This window comes from Streptomyces poriferorum (genome assembly GCF_019399235.1).
GTDB lineage: Bacteria > Actinomycetota > Actinomycetes > Streptomycetales > Streptomycetaceae > Streptomyces > Streptomyces poriferorum.
Map to the genome: position 1 here is coordinate 1 of NZ_JAELVH010000096.1, position 17,431 is coordinate 17,431.

Consider the following 17,431-nt stretch of genomic DNA (forward strand, 5'->3'; position numbering starts at 1 on the left):
GTCCGGCGCTTGAGGACGGACCCGGCCCACAGGGGCGGGGAGCCACCGGTCACCCCGGTTCCGCCCCGCCCCGGCACCGCACTACTTCCGCTTCGCGGAACCCGCGGAACCCGCGGAACCCGCGGGTTCCGCCACACCCTCCGCGCCGGCCGGGTCAGGCGCTTCTTCGAAGTCGACCTTCCCCATGTGCCGGTTCATGGACTTCATCAGCAGCCACACGCCCACGGCGAGCGCTGCGAAGACGATGAAGCCGAGGACCCCGGGGGTCACCTTGTTCTTGTCCAGTTCCTCGGCGAGCGGGACGAGGTGCGTCAGTGCCTGAGTCGCGTACATATCAGGCATTGTCGCGGATGCCCGCGAAGAGGTCGCTCTCGGGGAGGGAGGTATCGACGAGAGACTTCGCCAGCTCGTACTCCTCGGTCGGCCAGACCTCCCGCTGGATGTCCATCGGAACGCGGAACCAGCCGCCGTCCGGGTCGATCTGCGTCGCGTGCGCGATCAGCGCCTTGTCGCGGATCTCGAAGAAGTCCGCGCACGGAACGTGCGTGGTCAGCGTGCGTTCGGCGCGCTCGAATTCCTTCCAGCGCTCCAGCCAGTCCCCGTACGGCGACTCCAGGCCCCGGGCCAGCAGGGCCTCGTGCAGCGCGACCGTGCGCGGCTTGTTGAAGCCTTGGTTGTAGTACAGCTTCTGCGGCGTCCAGGCGGGACCGAACTCCGCCTCGGGGAACTTCTCGGTGTCCGCCGCTCCCTCGAAGGCGATCATCGAGATGGTGTGGGTCATGATGTGGTCGGGGTGCGGGTAGCCCCCGTTCTCGTCGTACGTGGTGATGACCTGCGGCCGGAAAGCGCGGATCTTCGCGACGAGGCGCCCCGCCGCCACGGTCTCGTCCTCCAGCGCGAAGCAGCCGTCGGGCAGCGGCGGCAGCGGGTCGCCCTCGGGCAGGCCCGAGTCGACGAAGCCGAGCCACTCCTGCTTGACGCCCAGGATCTCCCGGGCCTCGTCCATCTCCTTCTTGCGTACCTCGTGGATGTGCTCCTCGATGTACGCGTCCCCCTGGAGTTTCGGGTTGAGGATGGAGCCGCGCTCGCCTCCCGTGCAGGTCACGACCAGCACGTCCACCCCCTCGGACACATACTTGGCCATGGTGGCCGCGCCCTTGCTCGACTCGTCGTCGGGGTGGGCGTGTACGGCCATCAGTCGAAGCTGCTCAGTCAAGACTCGATCCTCAGTGATTGGTCGCGAAGTGCAACTTCTATAGTGACCGAACCGGGGGGTGGAAAATTCCTCGATACCCGGTACGGGAGGAACGATCATGACGGCGGTGCGCGAGGCGCTTCCCGAGAACCGCTACGGCCGCTCCGCGGACCAGCGCGCGGACCGCAAGCTCAAGATCATCGGCTCCGTCCTCGGCGTCGCCCTGCTGGGCGTGGTCGGCTGGATCGGCTTCGGATACGTGAGCGGCCAGGGCCTCAGCGCCGAGATGATCAAGTTCAAGGTCGCCTCGGACGAACACGTCGAGGTGCACCTGGAGGTCCGCAAGGACCGGGACGCCAAGGGCTACTGCACGCTCCGCTCGCTGAGCGAGGACGGCATGGAGGTCGCCCGCAAGGACTTCCGCTTCGACGAGGACACCGACCGGATCGACCAGGTCCTCACCCTGCGTACGACTTCCCGGGCGACCGCCGTCGAGCTCCTGGGGTGTACGGATGACGGCGGGGCGTAGCGTTGACCGCCGCACGGGTGACCTGAGCGACTCCTGACGGGTCTGACCTGCGGTTCAACACTCTCAGCCGTTTACCTCCTCCCCCTTTCCCCGCCGAATTGTTAGGCTCGTGGTTTCGCCCACCCGTGGAAGCGCATGCTTCGGGGTAGGGCGATGCTTTGTATTCCCAGTACCGACGAGGAGCACCCTGTGACCCAGACCAGCGAAAACGTCACCTGGCTCACGCCGGAGGCGTACAACCAGCTCAAGGCCGAGCTGGAGTACCTGTCTGGTCCCGCGCGCACGGAGATCGCCGTCAAGATCGCGGCGGCCCGTGAGGAGGGCGACCTGCGCGAGAACGGCGGGTACCACGCGGCCAAGGAGGAGCAGGGCAAGATGGAGCTCCGGGTGCGCCAGCTGACCCAGCTCCTGGAACACGCGAAGGTCGGCGAGGCACCGGCCGACGACGGCGTGGTCGAGCCCGGCATGGTCGTGACGATCGCCTTCGACGGCGATGACGACGACACGACGACCTTCCTCCTCGCCTCCCGCGAGTACGCGAGCTCGGACATCGAGACGTACTCCCCGCAGTCCCCGCTCGGTGTGGGCGTGAACGGCAAGCGGATGGGTGAGACCGCGGACTACGAGCTGCCGAACGGCAAGACCGCCACGGTGAAGATCCTCTCGGCGAAGCCGTACTCCGGCTGATCCGCAAACCTCGGACACCCCGTACGCAGCAGGAAGCCCCGGCCGATGAGGCCGGGGCTTCCTGCTGTGTTCGGCTCGGACGGCGTTCCGATCAGACGGCGACCGAGCGGTACTTGCGGACGGAGAGGGTCCGGAAGACCACGATGATCAGTACGGACCAGATGATCGAGGCCCAGATCGGGTGCTCCATCGGCCACGCTCCGGTGACCGACTTCGGCACGCCCGGCATCGTGTTCCCGAAGAGTTCACGGGCGCCCGCCACCGTGGCGCTGAACGGGTTCCACTCGGCGACGTGCTGGAGGAACGTCGGCATGCCGGTGACCGGTACGAAGGCGTTCGAGATGAACGTCAGGGGGAACAGCCAGATCAGACCGCCGGAGGTGGCGGCCTCCGGGGTCCGCACGGACAGGCCGATCAGGGCTCCGATCCAGGAGAACGCGTAGCCGAGCAGGAGCAGGAAGCCGCAGAGCACCTTGCCGATGTTCTCGTGGGTACGCCAGCCGACGATCAGGGCGACCCCCGCGAGCACCGCGAGGGTGAAGGTGGTCTGGACGAGGTCCGCGAGCGTCCGTCCGGTGAGGACGGCGCCCCGCGCCATGGGCAGCGACCGGAAGCGGTCGATCAGCCCCTTGTGCATGTCGTCGGCGATGCCCGCACCGGCGCCCGCGGTGGCGAAGGTGACGGTCTGGGCGAAGATCCCCGCTATGAGGAACTCGCGGTACTCGGCGGCGCTGGTCGAGCCGCCGATCACCATCGAGCCGCCGAAGACGTAGCTGAACAGCACGACGAACATGACCGGCTGGATGACCCCGAAAAGGATCATCTCCGGGAAGCTAGTCCAGCCATGTCGTCACTGTTGCAGCCCGCACTCTCACCGTGTTCTCTCAGGTCAGAGGCAGCCGGCACTTCGAGTTCCAGTTCATGCGCCTGATGGAAGGCGGCGGTGTCGGGGCGAACTACAGCTCGCGCTTCCTGGCCCCGTACGGCGCCCCGCGCCGTGAGCTGAAGGTGCACATCGTGTGCGACCCGATGCACCAGGACTACGAGGAGATAAAGGCCGCGGGGGGGGCCTCTCCGAGGAGTACAACTCGGACTGGGCCGGCGCCTTCGAGATCGAGGACTCCCGCGAGGGCTGGTCCGACACCTTCATGCACGACCGCCACGTCCAGCACGCCGACCGCGTGTACGACGTCTCGCGCGTCCGCTGCAAGGGAAGCCGACTGAAGACGTTCGGCGGCACGGCCAGCGGTCCGGGCCCGTTCGCCCGCATGATGCTGGAGATCGCGGCCGTCATGAGCAAGGCGGTCGATCCGTTCTTCTTCGGCCACGGCCCGCACCTCTCGCCGACCGACGCCATGGAGATAGCGCACGCCATCGCCGAGTGCGTCGCGTCCGGCGGGGTCCGGCGCTCCGCCCGCATGGCGATCTGCCACTGGGACGACCCGGCGATCGACGACTTCCTGGAGTGCAAGGCTGACGGCTCGAAGCACTGGACCACGAACATCTCCGTCGAGATCGACGACACGTTCATGGCCGCCCTCAAGGATGACGAGCACCCGGAGCACGAGAACGCCCGCTTCGTGCACCAGCAGGTCATCGCCGGGATGCTCAAGAACGGAGAGCCCGGCTACTGGAACAGCCCCGCCTCGAACGAGGGCGAGACCGGCACAGTCATCGCGACCAACCCGTGCGGCGAGATCGCGCTGGAGCCGGCCGAGAACTGCAACTTGGGCCACGTGAACCTGGTCTGCTTCGCCCCCACGGCGAGCGGCGCCAGGCTCGACCGCGCCGGTCTCCAGAGGGCGCACAAGCTGATGACCCGGTTCCTGATCCGGGCTACCTACGGCGACGTGAACGACGACCAGCAGGCCGGCCTTCTCCTGCGGAACCGACGCATCGGCGTGGGACACCTCGGGGTCCAGGGCTTCCTCGCCAAGCAGAGCATCCGGTACTCCAAGGCCCCGTACAACAAGTTCTTCCGGGCTCATCTGGCAGACCTGTACGACGCGGTCCGCGAGGAGGCTCGCGAGTACGCCTTCGAGCTGGGGATACCCGAGCCGGTCAAGGTCACCACCGTGGCGCCGACCGGGTCCATCGCCAAGCTGCCGGGCGTGACCGAGGGAATCCACCCGATCTACGCCCGCCACTTCATCCGCCGCGTGCGGTTCTCGATGCCGGACCCGGCGCAGGCCAAGACGGTCCGCGACTTCGAGGCGCAGGGGTACGCGGTCGAGCCGTGCGTGTACGACCAGTCGGGCAACACGTACGTGGTCGCGTTCCCGACGAAGGAGAAGCTCGTCGCCGAGGTCGAAGAGCTGGGCTTCGATCCGAAGAGCGTCGAGTCCGCCGACGAGCTGACCCCTCACGAGATGCTCGCCTTCCAGGCGATGTATCAGGAGTGCTGGGCGGACAACGCCGTCTCCTTCACGGTGTACTTCCCCGAGGGCAAGTACAAGGTCCACGAGGCGATGGACATCATCGAGTCGTGGCTTCCGTCGCTGAAGGGCACGACCCTGATGCCGGACGGCACCCGCCCCCAGAGCCCGTACGAGCGGATCACCGAGGGAGAGTTCGACTCTTACGAGCTGACCTCGATCGAGGACTCCACGGACGAAGAGTGTGCATCTGGGGCGTGCCCGATCCGGTAGTCACATCGTCGGTGTCCCCTGTTGCTGACTCGCAGGGGGCGCCGGCTGGGCGTCGGTGAATTGGAACATGCCGATGATCACCAAGCCGAGCGTACAAGTAAGGCCGAAGGCTGCGCCCCCGGTCATGACACTTTCCAGCCCGGACGCACCGCGCGCAGAAACCAAGAAGGCGCAGATGATCCCGATACATGCAGAGAAAACGATGTTGCCGAGGATCGCGCACGCCTTCTTCAGGTTGGCGCTCATCGATAACCTCCTTCTTCCGGAGGTGGCCGATCGAGAGCCGCAACAGCCTCGACCAGCCGCCTGCCTGAGCAGATGACGTCAAACCCCTCTCGCAGTCCACGCACTTGCGTGAACCGCCTCCAGAGGAGTCGGTCGAGTCCTGTCGCACCAGCCCGTGGCAGTACCCGTTCAGACCCACTTCGGGTCCGTCGTGCCGTAGATGCCCTCACTACAGGGCGCGAAGTGTCTGGCGATGAGGGGGCTGCCAACATCACCTCTGAAACATCCAGCAGGACACCAAGTGTCCGAACCAGCTCGATGAGCCTAGCACCGCACTCTTGAGGGCACCAAAAACCCCCCAACTCGCCGGAGTTGGGGGGATTCAGTCGTTCAGCTCAGGGTCTCGCCCACCTCATAGATCGTGGGCCGGTCCTTCGGGTCGTAGCGGAGCATCTCCCGCACGAGGCTGCGCATCGGGCCGGGGATAGTGACGTCCCGGTGCCGACCGTCCACGATGGCCTCACGCTGCACGGGACGCGGGGCGTCGTCCGGGTACTCGACAGCTCGCCCCCCGGTAGCGGAGATGAGCAGCGAGGCACCGAAGGCGTAGACATCGGCCGCCTGTGTCGGCTCGGCCCATCCGGTTTCCAGCACGCTGCGGGAGATCTCGGGCGCCTCGTAGTGGACCAGGCACCCACGGAACGGGAAGTCGAGGCCGGCGGGCACGTGACCGCCTCGGGCCAGGGCGAGGTCGATGAGGTGCACCCGCTCCGATCCGACCACGAAGTGCGCGGGCTGTACGTCCGCGTGCACCCATCCCTTTCCGTGAAGCTCGGCCAGAACCTCGGCGCATGCGAGAGCATCCCTCTGGAGCGGCTCCATCGTCGAGCCCGGTACTCGGCAGCCCTCCCAGAGCTGCCAGAGGCTGGGGCCCTCGCGCCAAGGCTGGACGTTCCACGTCCCCTCTTCCCACTCGCCATAGGGAGTGGCCTCCTCGTTCAACCGGTTGAGGATGTACCCCTCTCGGCCCGGAGCAAGAGCAGTCCACGGTTGGGCCGGGCCCTCGCCCGACTCGTTGGAGTACCCGAGCTTCACCGCGTGCCTGCCGCGCTCGCTCTCGATCTCCCACACAGAGGAGCCGCGCCGGTTCAGGACCAGACGCTTAGACGTTGGCATGTAGGCATCGACGATGACGATGGGTAGTTCTGTTACGGGCAAGGGGGGTCTCCCTCCAGAGGGGCGCGGCCGGCCCGTGTGCAGGCCGGCCGCGCTCTGTCACTGGGGCGGCGGCTTAGTAGTCGCGCCCGTCATCCGAGTCGCACTGGGCGGCGTTGGTGCCGTCCACCGTCCACAGGTCGTCGAAGACCATGAAACCCGCGGCCTTCATCGCGTGGGCGGTGCTCCTGACGTTCGCCAGGGGGCGGCCACCTTCGACCGGAGCCGGCGCGGGGTTGTGGTGCAGGAACCGGCCGCCGTGGCGGTTGCAGAACTCGGCGTATGCCTTCGTGTGCAGGATGAAGGCGTGGTACCCCTTGTCGACGTCGTCACTGGGCATCATCGGCGACGTGGCGGTGGCGACGTAGGCGACGGCCTGGTCCGCGATCCGCTGGGCCCGCTCCAGGCTCTCGCCGTCGTGCTGCATCACGAAGTTCGCGATGCTGTCGAACAGTTCCTCGCCGGCCAGGACGCGGCCGGTCTTCGTCTCGTTTGCTACGACAGTCATGCGTGTTCCTCTCACTGATGGAGTGTGCACTGGACTTGCAACCCACCCCGGACGCTGACCGTCATGAGAGCGGCCGGGGTGGGGGTCTGAGGGTCCGTCCCGCGCGGGTGACGGGGGAGCCATGGGTAGGCACCGCGAGGGACGGACCGGTCTAGGGGGTGGCCGCCCGCCAGCCGAACACAAGGACGAAGCCGACCGAGGCCCCGATCGTCAGGGCGAGGATCGGGCCGGCCGCTCGGGTTATCAGTCGCCAGATCATGAACGGGCTCCAGGCTCGTCGTTCATGTGCGTACGCCACGGGCGCCAGATCACCTCGCGGAACGTGTGATGCGTAGGGTTCTTGCCCGAGTGCCTGAGCGCCCACTTCTGCGGCGTCTTCCAGTGCTCGGACCGCTCCGACCTCTCACGGCAGACGACGCACTGGAGCACGTAGGTGATCGGCTCTCCGTCCGGTTCCCGGTCCGGGGCGATGGTCCACGGGACGTGCCGGACGACGGAACGGACCGAACTCATACTCGGTTCCTGGACCAGTAGTTGGCGACCGCTACGCGGGCACTGAGCCGCTCTACCGAAGTCAGCTCCGACAGGAGGTTGGGGTCGACCTCCCAGTGACTGTCACTCGACAGGGCATGTAAGCGGAAGGGCCCCTCGGGAGAGCGCTGCACGATCCCGATCTGACCTGACTCTGTGTCCCTCATGACCGAGCCGATCTCGATACGGGGCTCGGCTTGCTGGTTGCTCACCATGACGAAGAAGCTACGAGGGGTGACCGTGGTGAGCCAGACACGCAACGATGCACTTCCAACGACTAGCCGTCAGAAGCGCATCGTCAGCGTGTAGTTAGGCGAATACGCCCAGGTGAGCGCCTACTTCGCGCATCTCTGTCGTGAGGGTACGGCGCTTCTTCGTGATCTCCTCGAAGGTGATCGCGGCGGACGACTGGTGCCGGAACCACTCGGGCGCGATGTCGTCGAGGTGCGAAAGCTCCTCCATGGCGGCGGTGGGGTCACCGGTACGCACCATGGCGCGAGCGAGGTCGAGGCGGTAGCGGTTGCCATCGTTGGTACTCGGCCCGCCGAGCTGCTTCCAGTGCTTTTCCTGGAAGGTGGCGTCCTCCTTGGACTTCCGGATCACGGACTGTGCGTCACCCTCGATCATGAAGTCCTCCAGCTCCTTCATGGCAGCCGTGACGGGACCGAACATCGACCAGTGCCGCAGCAGGTTCCTGTGCGTCTTGCCCACGGCCTTCGCGGCAGTGCCGGCCGCCTTGCGCAGGGCCTTGGCCTCCTTCGCGCGATTGTTCCGCGCTGCCGCAGCCGCCGCTTCCATCGCCAGGCCGCCCCATGTCGAGTACTGGTCCGGGGTGGCTCCCATGATCTTCGGCTCAACGATGTCCATCGTCGCGACCGCGATGTCCTCGGCCTCGTCGAACCGCTCGGTTCGTACGAGCAGCCAGCACATCCCGCCAACCCCGGAGGCTGCCACGAGGTTGTTTCCGGCCGCCTTGGCGTCCTCGATGGCACCCCGAGCTGCCACGTGGGCAAGGTCGAACTGGCGGATCTGCGTCAGGTACCGCCCGACCAGGTTCAAGGCCCGTGAGCGCTCCACCAGAGCGTTCGCACGCTCATCCCCGGAGTCGTAGTAGGCCACGGCGTCGTTCGCCGCCCTGATGAGCGTAGGCAGATCCGCGGCGATGCTCTTGTAGGTGTCGCCGAAGTACAGGACGGAGTTGTCGTACGTCATGCGGCTCAGGCGGCGCAGGTCTGGCTCCTCGCCTGCCGGGGCGGTCGTCGGGCCGAGGGCGAGCGCAGGCGTAAGTGCGATGCGCAGCTCGCGCAGGTTCTGACTGTTCGGATCGTCGTGCTTGACCGGCTGGGGAGGGCCGGCCGCCATCAGGTCCGAGGTCTTCAGCTTGAGGACGCGGGCGAGCGTATGGAGGGTCTCCATCCGGACGCCACCATGGCCCTGCTCGATCTTGCGGATCGGCCCGACCGACATGCCGGCGCGATGTGCGAGCTGCTCCTGGCTCAGCCCCGCAGCGCGGCGGTATTTCCGTAGGTTGTCTGCGAGTTCGTCGGACATGCGCGACACCACCTCTCTCAGCCAGAGTAAGCCCTTCGGAAAAAGCGCAAGCCCCCTTCAGGATTGGCCTGTCGAGGGCTTGGGTGCTCAGACGGAGGTGCTCGGAGCTTCCTCGACGGGAGTCGGCACGATGGGCGGCAGCTCGGTGGGCTTGAGCTGCTCGTACCGGTCGGGCTGTGGGGTGTCCCCGACTGATTCAGTCAGCACGGGCCCTCCCGCTCCGAAGGCGTGGAGTCCACGTACTGCTCGATGACGTCCTCCTTCCACTCCTGGAACTCGGGCGGCAGCGCCGCGAAGGCCATGAACGGGTTGAACGCACCCCAGAAGTCCCCGAGGTCGTCCCAAGCGTCGTGATCATCCTCGGGCACGAAGAGTTCGAACGAGTCGGGATCGACGTTCTGGACGGTGAACGGCTGGGGGTTGGGCTTCGCGGCCGGGTTCTTCGGGGCGGCCTTCTTGGGTCCGCTCGGCTTCTTCCTGGCCGGGGTCCTGGCCGGAGGCTTCTCGGTGTCCGCCCCTGCTGCCGCCGAGGACCTGGGGACCACCCTGGCGGCCTCCGTGGGGGCCGGGGCGGGCTTGTCCGCCGACACGGGCGATCACTACCTGACATGGCGCCCCGAGCCGACGGAGGACGACGCACAGCCGGCGCCTGGGCCGGCTGCTCGTCGATCGTCACCCCCACAGGCGGAACCGTGCCCCGTGTGGGCGTGGCGGAGGTCTCCGAGACGGTGATGTCGTCTCTCTGGTCGGAAGGGGCTTCGTCGTCGCCAACGCTGATGTCGTGCGTGTGTACTGCGTCGTGCTGCGGTCCCCGGATGCCCACTACGGCCATCCAAGACATGCTCAGCACCATCGTTGCCGGCTCCGCGACTTCTGCCAGCTTTCAGCCCGGCGGCGAACAAGCCGAACAGCGTCCGAAAACATGGTGTTATCACTCGATTACACACCGTTACCATGCGTGAGGTAGAAGCCTCGATGTGATTCACACACGACAGCGGCTCGTCTCGCAGCCTGCGTTGCAGAGGGCCGCACATGGAGCTGATAAGCGATGAAGGCAAGCATCAAGTTACTAGGGACGGGCTCTGCGGCGTTGGTCCTCGTCATGGCCAGCGCGTTCGCGGCTCAGGCTGGCGAGCAGGCGTCGGGGACGGCCAAGCTTCCTTACTTGTCTGGTGGCAAGGTCTACGCCGAAGCGAACCTGAACGGCCCCAACCCCGTGGGTACGAAGCTCTGCGTCTACCTGAACGCGCTGTACCCGTACGGGCCGGACGTGAACCTGGCATCCAAGTGCGCAACCATCAACGCCGGCACGGTGAAGGTGGGCATCAACAAGCCGAGCTGCGCGGCCCTCACGACGTGGGCTGTCGCCACGTATAACGGGAAGAGCATCTGGGAAGGGTCGTCGAAGTACGCAAGCTTCTGCTGACGCTCCAACACAAAGAGGGGGCTCGCCGGATTCAGCCCGGCGAGCCCCTATCCGTGGCGCGGGTGGATTTCACGCCCCCACCGCCTGCCCCTGGCGCTAGCCAAGTGAAACGAAAATCCAACTCGGCTAACAGGATTCGGCGGGCCCGTAAATCCGCCTGCGCCTCCAAGGGGCGGGTCAGGCGTCCACTCGACGGTACTTGCGCACCGCGAGGGTGCGGAAGGCCAGGATGATCAGGACGGACCAGATCAGCGACGCCCAGACGGGGTGCTCCATCGGCCAGGCTCCGGTGACCGACTTCGGGACGCCCTCGATCGTGTTGCCGAACAGCTCTCGGGCCGCCTGCACCGTGGCACTGAAGGGGTTCCACTCGGCGACGTACTGAAGGAACGTCGGCATGCCGTTGACCGGGACGAACGCGTTCGAGATGAAGGTCAGCGGGAACAGCCAGATCAGACCGCCGGAGGTCGCCGCTTCCGGGGTGCGCACAGACAGGCCGATCAGCGCCCCGATCCAGGTGAAGGCGTACCCGAGCAGCAGAAGTAGGGCGAAGCCCGCCAGCACCTTGCCGATGTTCTCGTGTGTACGCCAGCCGACGATCAAGGCCACGCCCGCCAGCACGGCAAGCGTCACCGCAGTCTGCACGAGGTCAGCGAGGGTACGGCCCGTGAGCACGGCGCCGCGCGCCATGGGCAGCGACCGGAAGCGGTCGATGAGGCCCTTGTGCATGTCGTCGGCGATACCGGCGCCCGCGCCGGCCGTGGCGAAGGTGACGGTCTGCGCGAAGATGCCCGCCATCAGGAATTCCTTGTAGGCGGAGGCGCTGACGCCGGCACCCGGGATGGCGATGGAGCCGCCGAAGACGTACGTGAACAGCACCACGAACATGACCGGCTGGATGACCCCGAACAGCAACATCTCCGGAATCCGTGACATCCGAATCAAGTTCCTGCGGGCGATGACCAGCGAGTCACGGACGGACTGGCCGACGCCGCCTCCGGAGCGGGGTGCGGGAGCTGCGGTCGTCTCGGTCACGGCACTCACTTCTCTGCCTCCGTCGGGGCGGCGACCGGCGCGTCCGTCCCGTTCTCGTCGTTCTTCTCCTGTTCGGCCGCGTGGCCGGTGAGGGAGATGAACACGTCGTCGAGGGTGGGGCGGCGCAGCCCGATGTCGTCGATCTCCACGCCGCGGGCGTCGAGGTCGCGGATGACCTCGGCGAGGAGCTTGGCACCGCCGTCGACCGGGACGGTCAGCTTGCGCATGTGCGGGACGACGGCGACCTCGCCCTTGCCCAGGTGGGCGAGGACGTCGCGGGCCGGGTCGATCTGGTCGCGCTGCTGGACGACGACCTCGATGCGCTCGCCGCCGGTGCGGGCCTTGAGCTGGTCGGAGGTGCCGCGGGCGATGACGAGACCGTGGTCGATCACGCAGATGTCGTGGGCGAGGCGGTCCGCCTCCTCCAGGTACTGAGTGGTGAGCAGCAGCGTCGTGCCGCCTGCGACGAGCTCCTCGATGACCTCCCAGAGCTGCTGCCGGTTGCGCGGGTCGAGTCCGGTGGTGGGCTCGTCCATGAACATGACCGGCGGGGAGACGACGAGCGCCGCGGCGAGGTCGAGCCGGCGGCGCATGCCGCCGGAGTACGTCTTGGCGGTGCGGTCGGCCGCCTCGGCGAGGTTGAAGCGTTCCAGCAGCTCCCCGGCCCGGGCCTTCGCGGCGCGGGAGGACATCTGGTAGAGCTGGCCGACCATGTGCAGGTTCTCGCGGCCGGTCAGGTATTCGTCGACTGCGGCGAACTGGCCGGAGAGCCCGATCGAGCGCCGCACCTCGTTGGGATTCTTGAGTACGTCGATGCCCGCGACGAAGGCGCTGCCGCTGTCGGGCCTGAGCAGCGTCGTGAGGACGCGTACGGCGGTCGTCTTGCCGGCCCCGTTGGGGCCGAGAAGTCCGAGGACGGTGCCTTGCGGCACGTCGAGGTCGACACCGCCGAGTGCGGTGACGTCGCCGAAGGTCTTCACCAGACCTTCTGCGTAGATCGCGCCTGGCATACGGGATTCCCCCAGTGCGTTCGGGTGACTTCCTCACAGATCCTAGATTTGCCCGGGTTTCCGCGCCCGGTGAACACACGAGACGAACGCGCGTACGCCGGTGGACCGGGCGCACGCACAGTAACGCGATACATCGCGACCGACAAGCGATTTCAGCCCATCACGAGATAGCCCGCCCCGCGCAGCGCCGCCGCGACCTCTTCGCAGTGTTCGGGGCCCTTGGTCTCCAGGTGCAGTTCCACCTCGGCCTCGGTGAGACCGAGCCGGGGGTCGGTCCGCACATGGCTGACGTCCAGGACGTTGGCGTCGGCCACCGTGAGCACGCCCAGCATGGTGGCCAGCGCGCCGGGGCGGTCCGTCAGGCGCAGCCGCAGGCTCAGATAGCGGCCGGCCGCCGACATGCCGTGGGTCAGGATGCGCTGCATCAGCAGCGGGTCCACGTTGCCGCCGGACAGCAGCGCCACCACCGGCCCGCGGAACGACTTCGGGTCGCTGAGCAGCGCGGCCACCGGGCTCGCGCCGGCCGGTTCCACCACCATCTTCGCCCGCTCCAGGCAGAGCAGCAGGGCGCTGGACAGCTCGTCCTCGGAGACCGTACGGACTTTGTCGACCAGCTCCTGGACCAGGCCGAACGGCACGTCGCCGGGGCGTCCCACCTTGATGCCGTCCGCCATCGTCTGGAGCGAGCCGATCGAGACAGGGTGGCCGGCGGCCAGCGACGGCGGGTAGCAGGCCGCGCCGGCCGCCTGCACACCGACGATCCGCACGTCGGGCCGGACCGCCTTCACCGCCACGGCGATACCGGCCGCGAGACCCCCGCCGCCGATGCCGACGACGATCGTGCGCACCTCCGGGCACTGCTCCAGGATCTCCAGGCCCACCGTGCCCTGGCCCGCGATGATGTCCGGGTGGTCGAAGGGGTGGATGAAGACCGCGCCGGTCTCCTGCGCGTACTCCTGAGCCGCGGCGAGCGTCTCGTCGACGACGTGGCCGTGCAGCCGCACCCGCGCTCCGTACTCACGGGTCGCGGCGATCTTGGGCAGCGGTGCGCCGACCGGCATGAAGACCGTTGACCGTACGCCGAGCAGTGCAGACGCGAGCGCTACACCCTGCGCATGGTTTCCGGCGCTCGCGGCGACGACACCGGCGGCGCGTTCGACCGGGGTGAGGCCCGAGATCCGTACGTACGCGCCCCGCAGTTTGAACGAGCCGGTCCGCTGCAGGTTCTCGCACTTGAACTGGACGGGTGCGCCCACCAGGGCCGAAAGATGGCGGCTTCCCTCGAGCGGAGTGACCCGGGAGACGCCGGAGAGCATCTTCTGCGCACCCCGGACGTCATCGAGGATCAGTGGGGGAAATCGGCCGGGCGGCGGGAAGTTCATACCGCAAGTCTTGCAGCTGAAAGGGGTTGCGGCCGCCGCGAACGGACCCGTCCTGCGCCGATGTCCGCAGGTTTGTGCGGCACTGGTACGCGTTGCCCCGGGGCCGCGTACTCTGTCCCCCACCCATCCGACACCGCACGAAGAGAGCTCCCGGCCATGCCCCCTCAGGACATGACGACTGCCGCGTCTCCTTCCGGGGGCGCCACCCCGGAGAAGCCGGGTCACGACCATCTTCTCGACGCTCTGCAGCACCAGGTGGCGGTCTTCGCCCGGCGTGCCGAGCAGACCCGCCTCGGCGGCGTCGGCCAGGTACGCAACTCCATGGACCGCGCCGCGTATCTGCTGCTCAACCGGCTGGACCGGGAAGGCCCCATGGGTGTCAAGGCGCTGGCCGCGGGGATGGGGATCGACTCCTCGACCGTGACCCGGCAGGTCGCACCGCTCGTGGACACCGGCCTGGTCAAGCGCACCTCGCACCCGGAGGACGGCCGTGCGGTCGTGCTCCAGCTGTCCCCGCGCGGGCAGGCCCGGCTGGACGAGGTCCGTTCCTCTCGGCGCGAGCTGATGTCGCAGGTGACGGACGAGTGGTCCGAGGACGAGCGGGACACGTTCTGCACACTCCTCACCCGCTTCAACGCGGCCCTGGCCGCGCGGCAGGCCGCGCACCAGGCACCGGCTGCGGGATAGCGCGGGCCGCCGGGCTCCCGGGGGTTGACCCGGGGCCCGCGGAGCGCTCCGATTGACCTCGTGCGAGAGCGTCAAGCGGGCCGGCAGCGGCGCCGTGCCCAGGAGTTCGAGGCCTTCGTGGCGGGCGCGGCGGGCCGGCTGTTGCACGTCGCGACCCTGCTCACGGCCGAACCGGTGGACCCGCCCGGGACCGACGAGCGCGCGCAGCGGCTTCTGACGGCCGCGCTGGCCCGGACGTACGCGGACTGGGACCAGCTGCACGGCGAGGATCCGTACGTCCGCACCCGGCAGGATCTGGCTGTCCGGTTCGCCCGTCAGGCGTGGCGGCACCGCCGTCCGCGCGGCGGGCTGCTGGACCGGCTGACCCCGCAGGAGCGGCTGGTCCTGGTGCTGCGCCTGTACGAAGGTGTCCCGGAGGAGCAGGCTTCGGCGCTGCTCGGGATCTCGGTGGAGCGGATCCGTTCGGTCTGCGACCGCTCGGTGGCCACGATGCGCGGCACCAGGAGCCCGACGGGGCGGTGGGGTCACACCCGGCAGCTGCGGGCCGCGCCATGAGCGGTGTCCGGCGCAACGAGGACGAGGTCCGGCGGATGCTGGAGACCGCCCGTCCGCAGGTGCCCGCGGGGCTGCCGGCGCGGGCGTCGCGGCGCGGCGCCCGGCTGTTGCGCCGCCGGCGGGTGCTGCGCAGGCTGTGGCTGGTGGCGGCGGGAGCGGTGGTCGTGGCGTTCACGGTGTGGGCGGTGATGGTCCAGCCCTGGCAGGCGCCGCCCGCCGGGACGACACCGCCGCTGGACGGCTGGTAGAGCGGCGGACCCGGACATCGCGGGACGGCTCCTCTACGCTCGTCCGCGCAGTCGGAGAACCTTTCGGAAAACATCCCGGAAAAGTCCGGGCGGCCATGTCGAGAACCCGCGGGCGGCTCCGTCCCGGGGGTGAACGCGACCACAGAGGGCCGCACGAGCACCAAGGAGAACCGTCATGGCGAAGTACCTGCTCCTGAAGCACTACCGCGGCGCCCCGGCACCGGTCAACGACGTGTCCATGGACCAGTGGACGCCGGAGGAGATCTCGGCCCACATGCGGTACATGCACGACTTCGCGGCCCGGCTGGAGAAGTCCGGCGAGTACGTCGACGGTCAGGCGCTCGCCCCCGAGGGTGCGTGGGTGCGCTACGACGGGGAAGGGCGGCCGCCGGTCACCGACGGACCGTTCGCCGAGACCAAGGACCTCATCGCCGGCTGGATGATCATCGACGTCGACAGCTACGAGCGCGCCGTCGAACTGACCGGGGAGCTGTCGGCCGCCCCCGGCGCGGGCGGCAAGCCGATCCACGAGTGGCTGGAGCTGCGCCCGTTCCTGGCCGAGCCGCCCACCATCTCGGAGTGCCACCTCGGATGAACGAGGTCATGCTCAGGAGCCTCACCCCGGGCGTGCTCACCGTCCTCGTCCGCCGCGGAGCAGACTTCGCGGCGGCCGAGGACGCGGTGCAGGACGCTCTGGTCGAGGCGCTCCGGGTCTGGGAGGCCGACCCTCCGCGGGATGCCAAGGGCTGGCTGATCACCGTGGCCTGGCGCAAGTTCCTCGACGCGGCGCGCGCCGACACCGCGCGCCGCCGCCGTGAGGACCGGGTCGAGGAGGAGCCGGCGCCCGGGCCGGCTCCCGCGGGGGACGACACGCTCCAGCTGTACTTCCTGTGCGCGCACCCGTCGCTGACCCCGGCATCGGCGGTCGCGCTCACGCTGCGCGCGGTCGGCGGGCTCACCACCCGCCAGATCGCCGCGGCCTATCTGGTGCCCGAGGCGACCATGGCGCAGCGCATCAGCCGGGCCAAGCGCACCGTCTCCGGAGTGCGGTTCGACCGGCCGGGCGACGTCGCCACCGTGCTGCGCGTCCTGTACCTGGTGTTCAACGAGGGCTACTCCGGCGATGTCGACCTGGCCGCCGAGGCCATCCGCCTCACCCGGCAGGTCGCGGCCGCCGTCGACCACCCCGAGGTGGCGGGGCTGCTCGCCCTCATGCTGCTCCACCACGCCCGGCGCGCCGCCCGGACCGCGTCCGACGGCAGCCTGGTCCCGCTGGCCGAGCAGGACCGCGGCCGGTGGGACACGGCGTCGATCGCCGAGGGCGTCGGAATCCTTCAGGCGGCGCTCGCCCGCGATCGGCTGGGCGAGTTCCAGGCTCAGGCCGCCATCGCGGCGCTCCATGCGGACGCGCCCGTCGCGGAGGAGACCGACTGGGTGCAGATCGTCGAGTGGTACGACGAGCTCGCGCGCCTGACCGACAGCCCGGTCGTCCGGCTCAACCGCGCGGTCGCGGTCGGGGAGGCCGACGGGCCGCGGGCGGGCCTGGCGGCGCTCGCGGCGCTGGACTCCACGCTTCCCCGCCACACCGCGGTGGCGGCGTACCTCCACGAGCGCGACGGTGACCTGGTGACGGCGGCCCGGCTGTACGCGGAGGCTGCCCACCGGGCCCCGAACCTCGCGGAGCGCGACCACCTGACCCGCCGGGCCGCCCGGCTCAACGCCCGCCGGGGTCGCTGACCGGTCACTGCCGAGGTCGCGCGCTGCTGCCCGATTTATCCTGGAAGGGATCGGCCGAGGAGGCTGTGATGACCAGGAAGATCGCCGACTGCCGCAAGTATCCGAGCGTGTCGAACTGCTCGCTGACCATCTCCGGCGAGGAGGAGGAAGTCGTGCGGGCCGCGACCGAGCACGCGGTCTCGGTCCATGAGCACACCGACAGTCCCGAGCTGCGGGAGCAGGTCAGGGCCTCGCTGGAGGACGAGAAGGTCCCGGCCTGAGG

At 68.5% G+C, this 17,431-nt stretch carries 21 protein-coding genes and 1 pseudogene; 10 read left to right on the plus strand and 12 right to left on the minus strand.

Annotated elements, in window-relative coordinates:
- Nucleotides 1-81: 81 nt before the first annotated feature.
- Nucleotides 82-333, minus strand: a complete 252-nt coding sequence (locus JGS39_RS18115) for a hypothetical protein (RefSeq protein ID WP_219570204.1) — start codon at nt 331-333, stop codon at nt 82-84.
- Between the two features lies 1 nt (nt 334).
- Nucleotides 335-1,216: a mycothiol conjugate amidase Mca gene (mca, locus tag JGS39_RS18120; protein WP_148020414.1), complete on the minus strand. Its 882-nt coding sequence runs from the start codon at nt 1,214-1,216 to the stop codon at nt 335-337.
- Nucleotides 1,217-1,313: 97 nt separating this feature from the next.
- Here mca and JGS39_RS18125 point away from each other — a divergent pair, with 97 nt between their 5' ends.
- Together JGS39_RS18125 and greA are read left to right on the plus strand one after the other, a co-directional pair.
- The gene (locus tag JGS39_RS18125) at nt 1,314-1,724 is read left to right on the plus strand and encodes a DUF4307 domain-containing protein (RefSeq protein WP_219570205.1); all 411 of its coding nucleotides are present in this window, start codon (nt 1,314-1,316) and stop codon (nt 1,722-1,724) included.
- Between the two features lie 189 nt (nt 1,725-1,913).
- Nucleotides 1,914-2,411, plus strand: a complete 498-nt coding sequence (gene greA, locus JGS39_RS18130) for a transcription elongation factor GreA (RefSeq protein WP_219570206.1) — start codon at nt 1,914-1,916, stop codon at nt 2,409-2,411.
- Nucleotides 2,412-2,502: 91 nt separating this feature from the next.
- On the opposite strand, the pseudogene JGS39_RS18135 reads toward greA, so the two are convergent.
- A pseudogene (locus JGS39_RS18135) lies at nt 2,503-3,249 on the minus strand (ABC transporter permease); the annotation flags it as partial.
- 181 nt (nt 3,250-3,430) lie between these two features.
- Between JGS39_RS18135 and nrdJ the strand changes: the two are divergent.
- On the plus strand, nt 3,431-5,059 hold the full coding sequence (nrdJ, locus tag JGS39_RS18140) for a ribonucleoside-triphosphate reductase, adenosylcobalamin-dependent (protein ID WP_219570207.1): 1,629 nt from the start codon (nt 3,431-3,433) through the stop codon (nt 5,057-5,059).
- Here the strand turns inward: nrdJ and JGS39_RS18145 are convergent, their stop codons facing one another.
- The 6 genes from JGS39_RS18145 to JGS39_RS18170 form a co-directional block, all read right to left on the minus strand.
- Complete coding sequence (locus JGS39_RS18145) at nt 5,060-5,305, minus strand: hypothetical protein (protein WP_219570208.1); 246 nt, start codon at nt 5,303-5,305, stop codon at nt 5,060-5,062.
- Between the two features lie 369 nt (nt 5,306-5,674).
- Nucleotides 5,675-6,460, minus strand: a complete 786-nt coding sequence (locus tag JGS39_RS18150; RefSeq protein ID WP_219570209.1) for a protein kinase family protein — start codon at nt 6,458-6,460, stop codon at nt 5,675-5,677.
- Between the two features lie 115 nt (nt 6,461-6,575).
- Nucleotides 6,576-7,007 carry a glycine-rich domain-containing protein gene (locus JGS39_RS18155; RefSeq protein WP_219570210.1) on the minus strand — a complete coding sequence of 144 codons (432 nt, stop codon included), beginning with the start codon at nt 7,005-7,007 and terminating at the stop codon, nt 6,576-6,578.
- A 255-nt stretch (nt 7,008-7,262) separates the two neighbouring features.
- Nucleotides 7,263-7,520 carry a DUF7848 domain-containing protein gene (locus JGS39_RS18160; protein WP_219570211.1) on the minus strand — a complete coding sequence of 86 codons (258 nt, stop codon included), beginning with the start codon at nt 7,518-7,520 and terminating at the stop codon, nt 7,263-7,265.
- Between the two features lie 327 nt (nt 7,521-7,847).
- Nucleotides 7,848-9,089 (minus strand): helix-turn-helix domain-containing protein, encoded by a 1,242-nt coding sequence (locus JGS39_RS18165; protein WP_219570212.1) that lies wholly within the window; start codon nt 9,087-9,089, stop codon nt 7,848-7,850.
- Between the two features lie 200 nt (nt 9,090-9,289).
- On the minus strand, nt 9,290-9,679 hold the full coding sequence (locus JGS39_RS18170; protein WP_219570213.1) for a hypothetical protein: 390 nt from the start codon (nt 9,677-9,679) through the stop codon (nt 9,290-9,292).
- A 458-nt stretch (nt 9,680-10,137) separates the two neighbouring features.
- Between JGS39_RS18170 and JGS39_RS18175 the strand changes: the two genes are divergently transcribed.
- Nucleotides 10,138-10,515 (plus strand): hypothetical protein, encoded by a 378-nt coding sequence (locus JGS39_RS18175; protein WP_219570214.1) that lies wholly within the window; start codon nt 10,138-10,140, stop codon nt 10,513-10,515.
- A gap of 177 nt (nt 10,516-10,692) precedes the next feature.
- Here the strand turns inward: JGS39_RS18175 and JGS39_RS18180 are convergent, their stop codons facing one another.
- From JGS39_RS18180 to ilvA, 3 genes are all read right to left on the minus strand, one after another.
- Nucleotides 10,693-11,559 (minus strand): ABC transporter permease, encoded by an 867-nt coding sequence (locus JGS39_RS18180; RefSeq protein ID WP_219570215.1) that lies wholly within the window; start codon nt 11,557-11,559, stop codon nt 10,693-10,695.
- Complete coding sequence (locus JGS39_RS18185) at nt 11,556-12,560, minus strand: ATP-binding cassette domain-containing protein (protein ID WP_219570216.1); 1,005 nt, start codon at nt 12,558-12,560, stop codon at nt 11,556-11,558. The genes JGS39_RS18180 and JGS39_RS18185 overlap by 4 nt, the downstream gene beginning before the upstream one ends.
- 152 nt (nt 12,561-12,712) lie before the next feature.
- Entirely contained in the window at nt 12,713-13,942 is a 1,230-nt protein-coding gene (ilvA, locus tag JGS39_RS18190; protein WP_219570217.1) for a threonine ammonia-lyase, read from the minus strand.
- 156 nt (nt 13,943-14,098) lie between these two features.
- Between ilvA and JGS39_RS18195 the strand changes: the two genes are divergently transcribed.
- From JGS39_RS18195 to JGS39_RS18215, 6 genes are all read left to right on the plus strand, one after another.
- The gene (locus tag JGS39_RS18195) at nt 14,099-14,629 is read left to right on the plus strand and encodes a MarR family winged helix-turn-helix transcriptional regulator (RefSeq protein ID WP_219570218.1); all 531 of its coding nucleotides are present in this window, start codon (nt 14,099-14,101) and stop codon (nt 14,627-14,629) included.
- 60 nt (nt 14,630-14,689) lie between these two features.
- Nucleotides 14,690-15,184, plus strand: a complete 495-nt coding sequence (locus tag JGS39_RS40935) for a sigma factor-like helix-turn-helix DNA-binding protein (RefSeq protein ID WP_306083045.1) — start codon at nt 14,690-14,692, stop codon at nt 15,182-15,184.
- Nucleotides 15,181-15,432, plus strand: a complete 252-nt coding sequence (locus tag JGS39_RS40940) for a hypothetical protein (RefSeq protein ID WP_236063114.1) — start codon at nt 15,181-15,183, stop codon at nt 15,430-15,432. The genes JGS39_RS40935 and JGS39_RS40940 overlap by 4 nt, the downstream gene beginning before the upstream one ends.
- 175 nt (nt 15,433-15,607) lie before the next feature.
- Nucleotides 15,608-16,027: a YciI family protein gene (locus JGS39_RS18205; RefSeq protein ID WP_219570220.1), complete on the plus strand. Its 420-nt coding sequence runs from the start codon at nt 15,608-15,610 to the stop codon at nt 16,025-16,027.
- The gene (locus JGS39_RS18210; protein ID WP_219570221.1) at nt 16,024-17,169 is read left to right on the plus strand and encodes an RNA polymerase sigma factor; all 1,146 of its coding nucleotides are present in this window, start codon (nt 16,024-16,026) and stop codon (nt 17,167-17,169) included. Before JGS39_RS18205 ends, JGS39_RS18210 begins: the two co-directional genes overlap by 4 nt.
- Nucleotides 17,170-17,237: 68 nt before the next feature.
- A complete protein-coding gene (locus JGS39_RS18215) occupies nt 17,238-17,429 on the plus strand; it encodes a DUF1059 domain-containing protein (RefSeq protein WP_219570222.1) in 192 nt (63 codons plus the stop codon).
- Nucleotides 17,430-17,431: the final 2 nt, after the last annotated feature.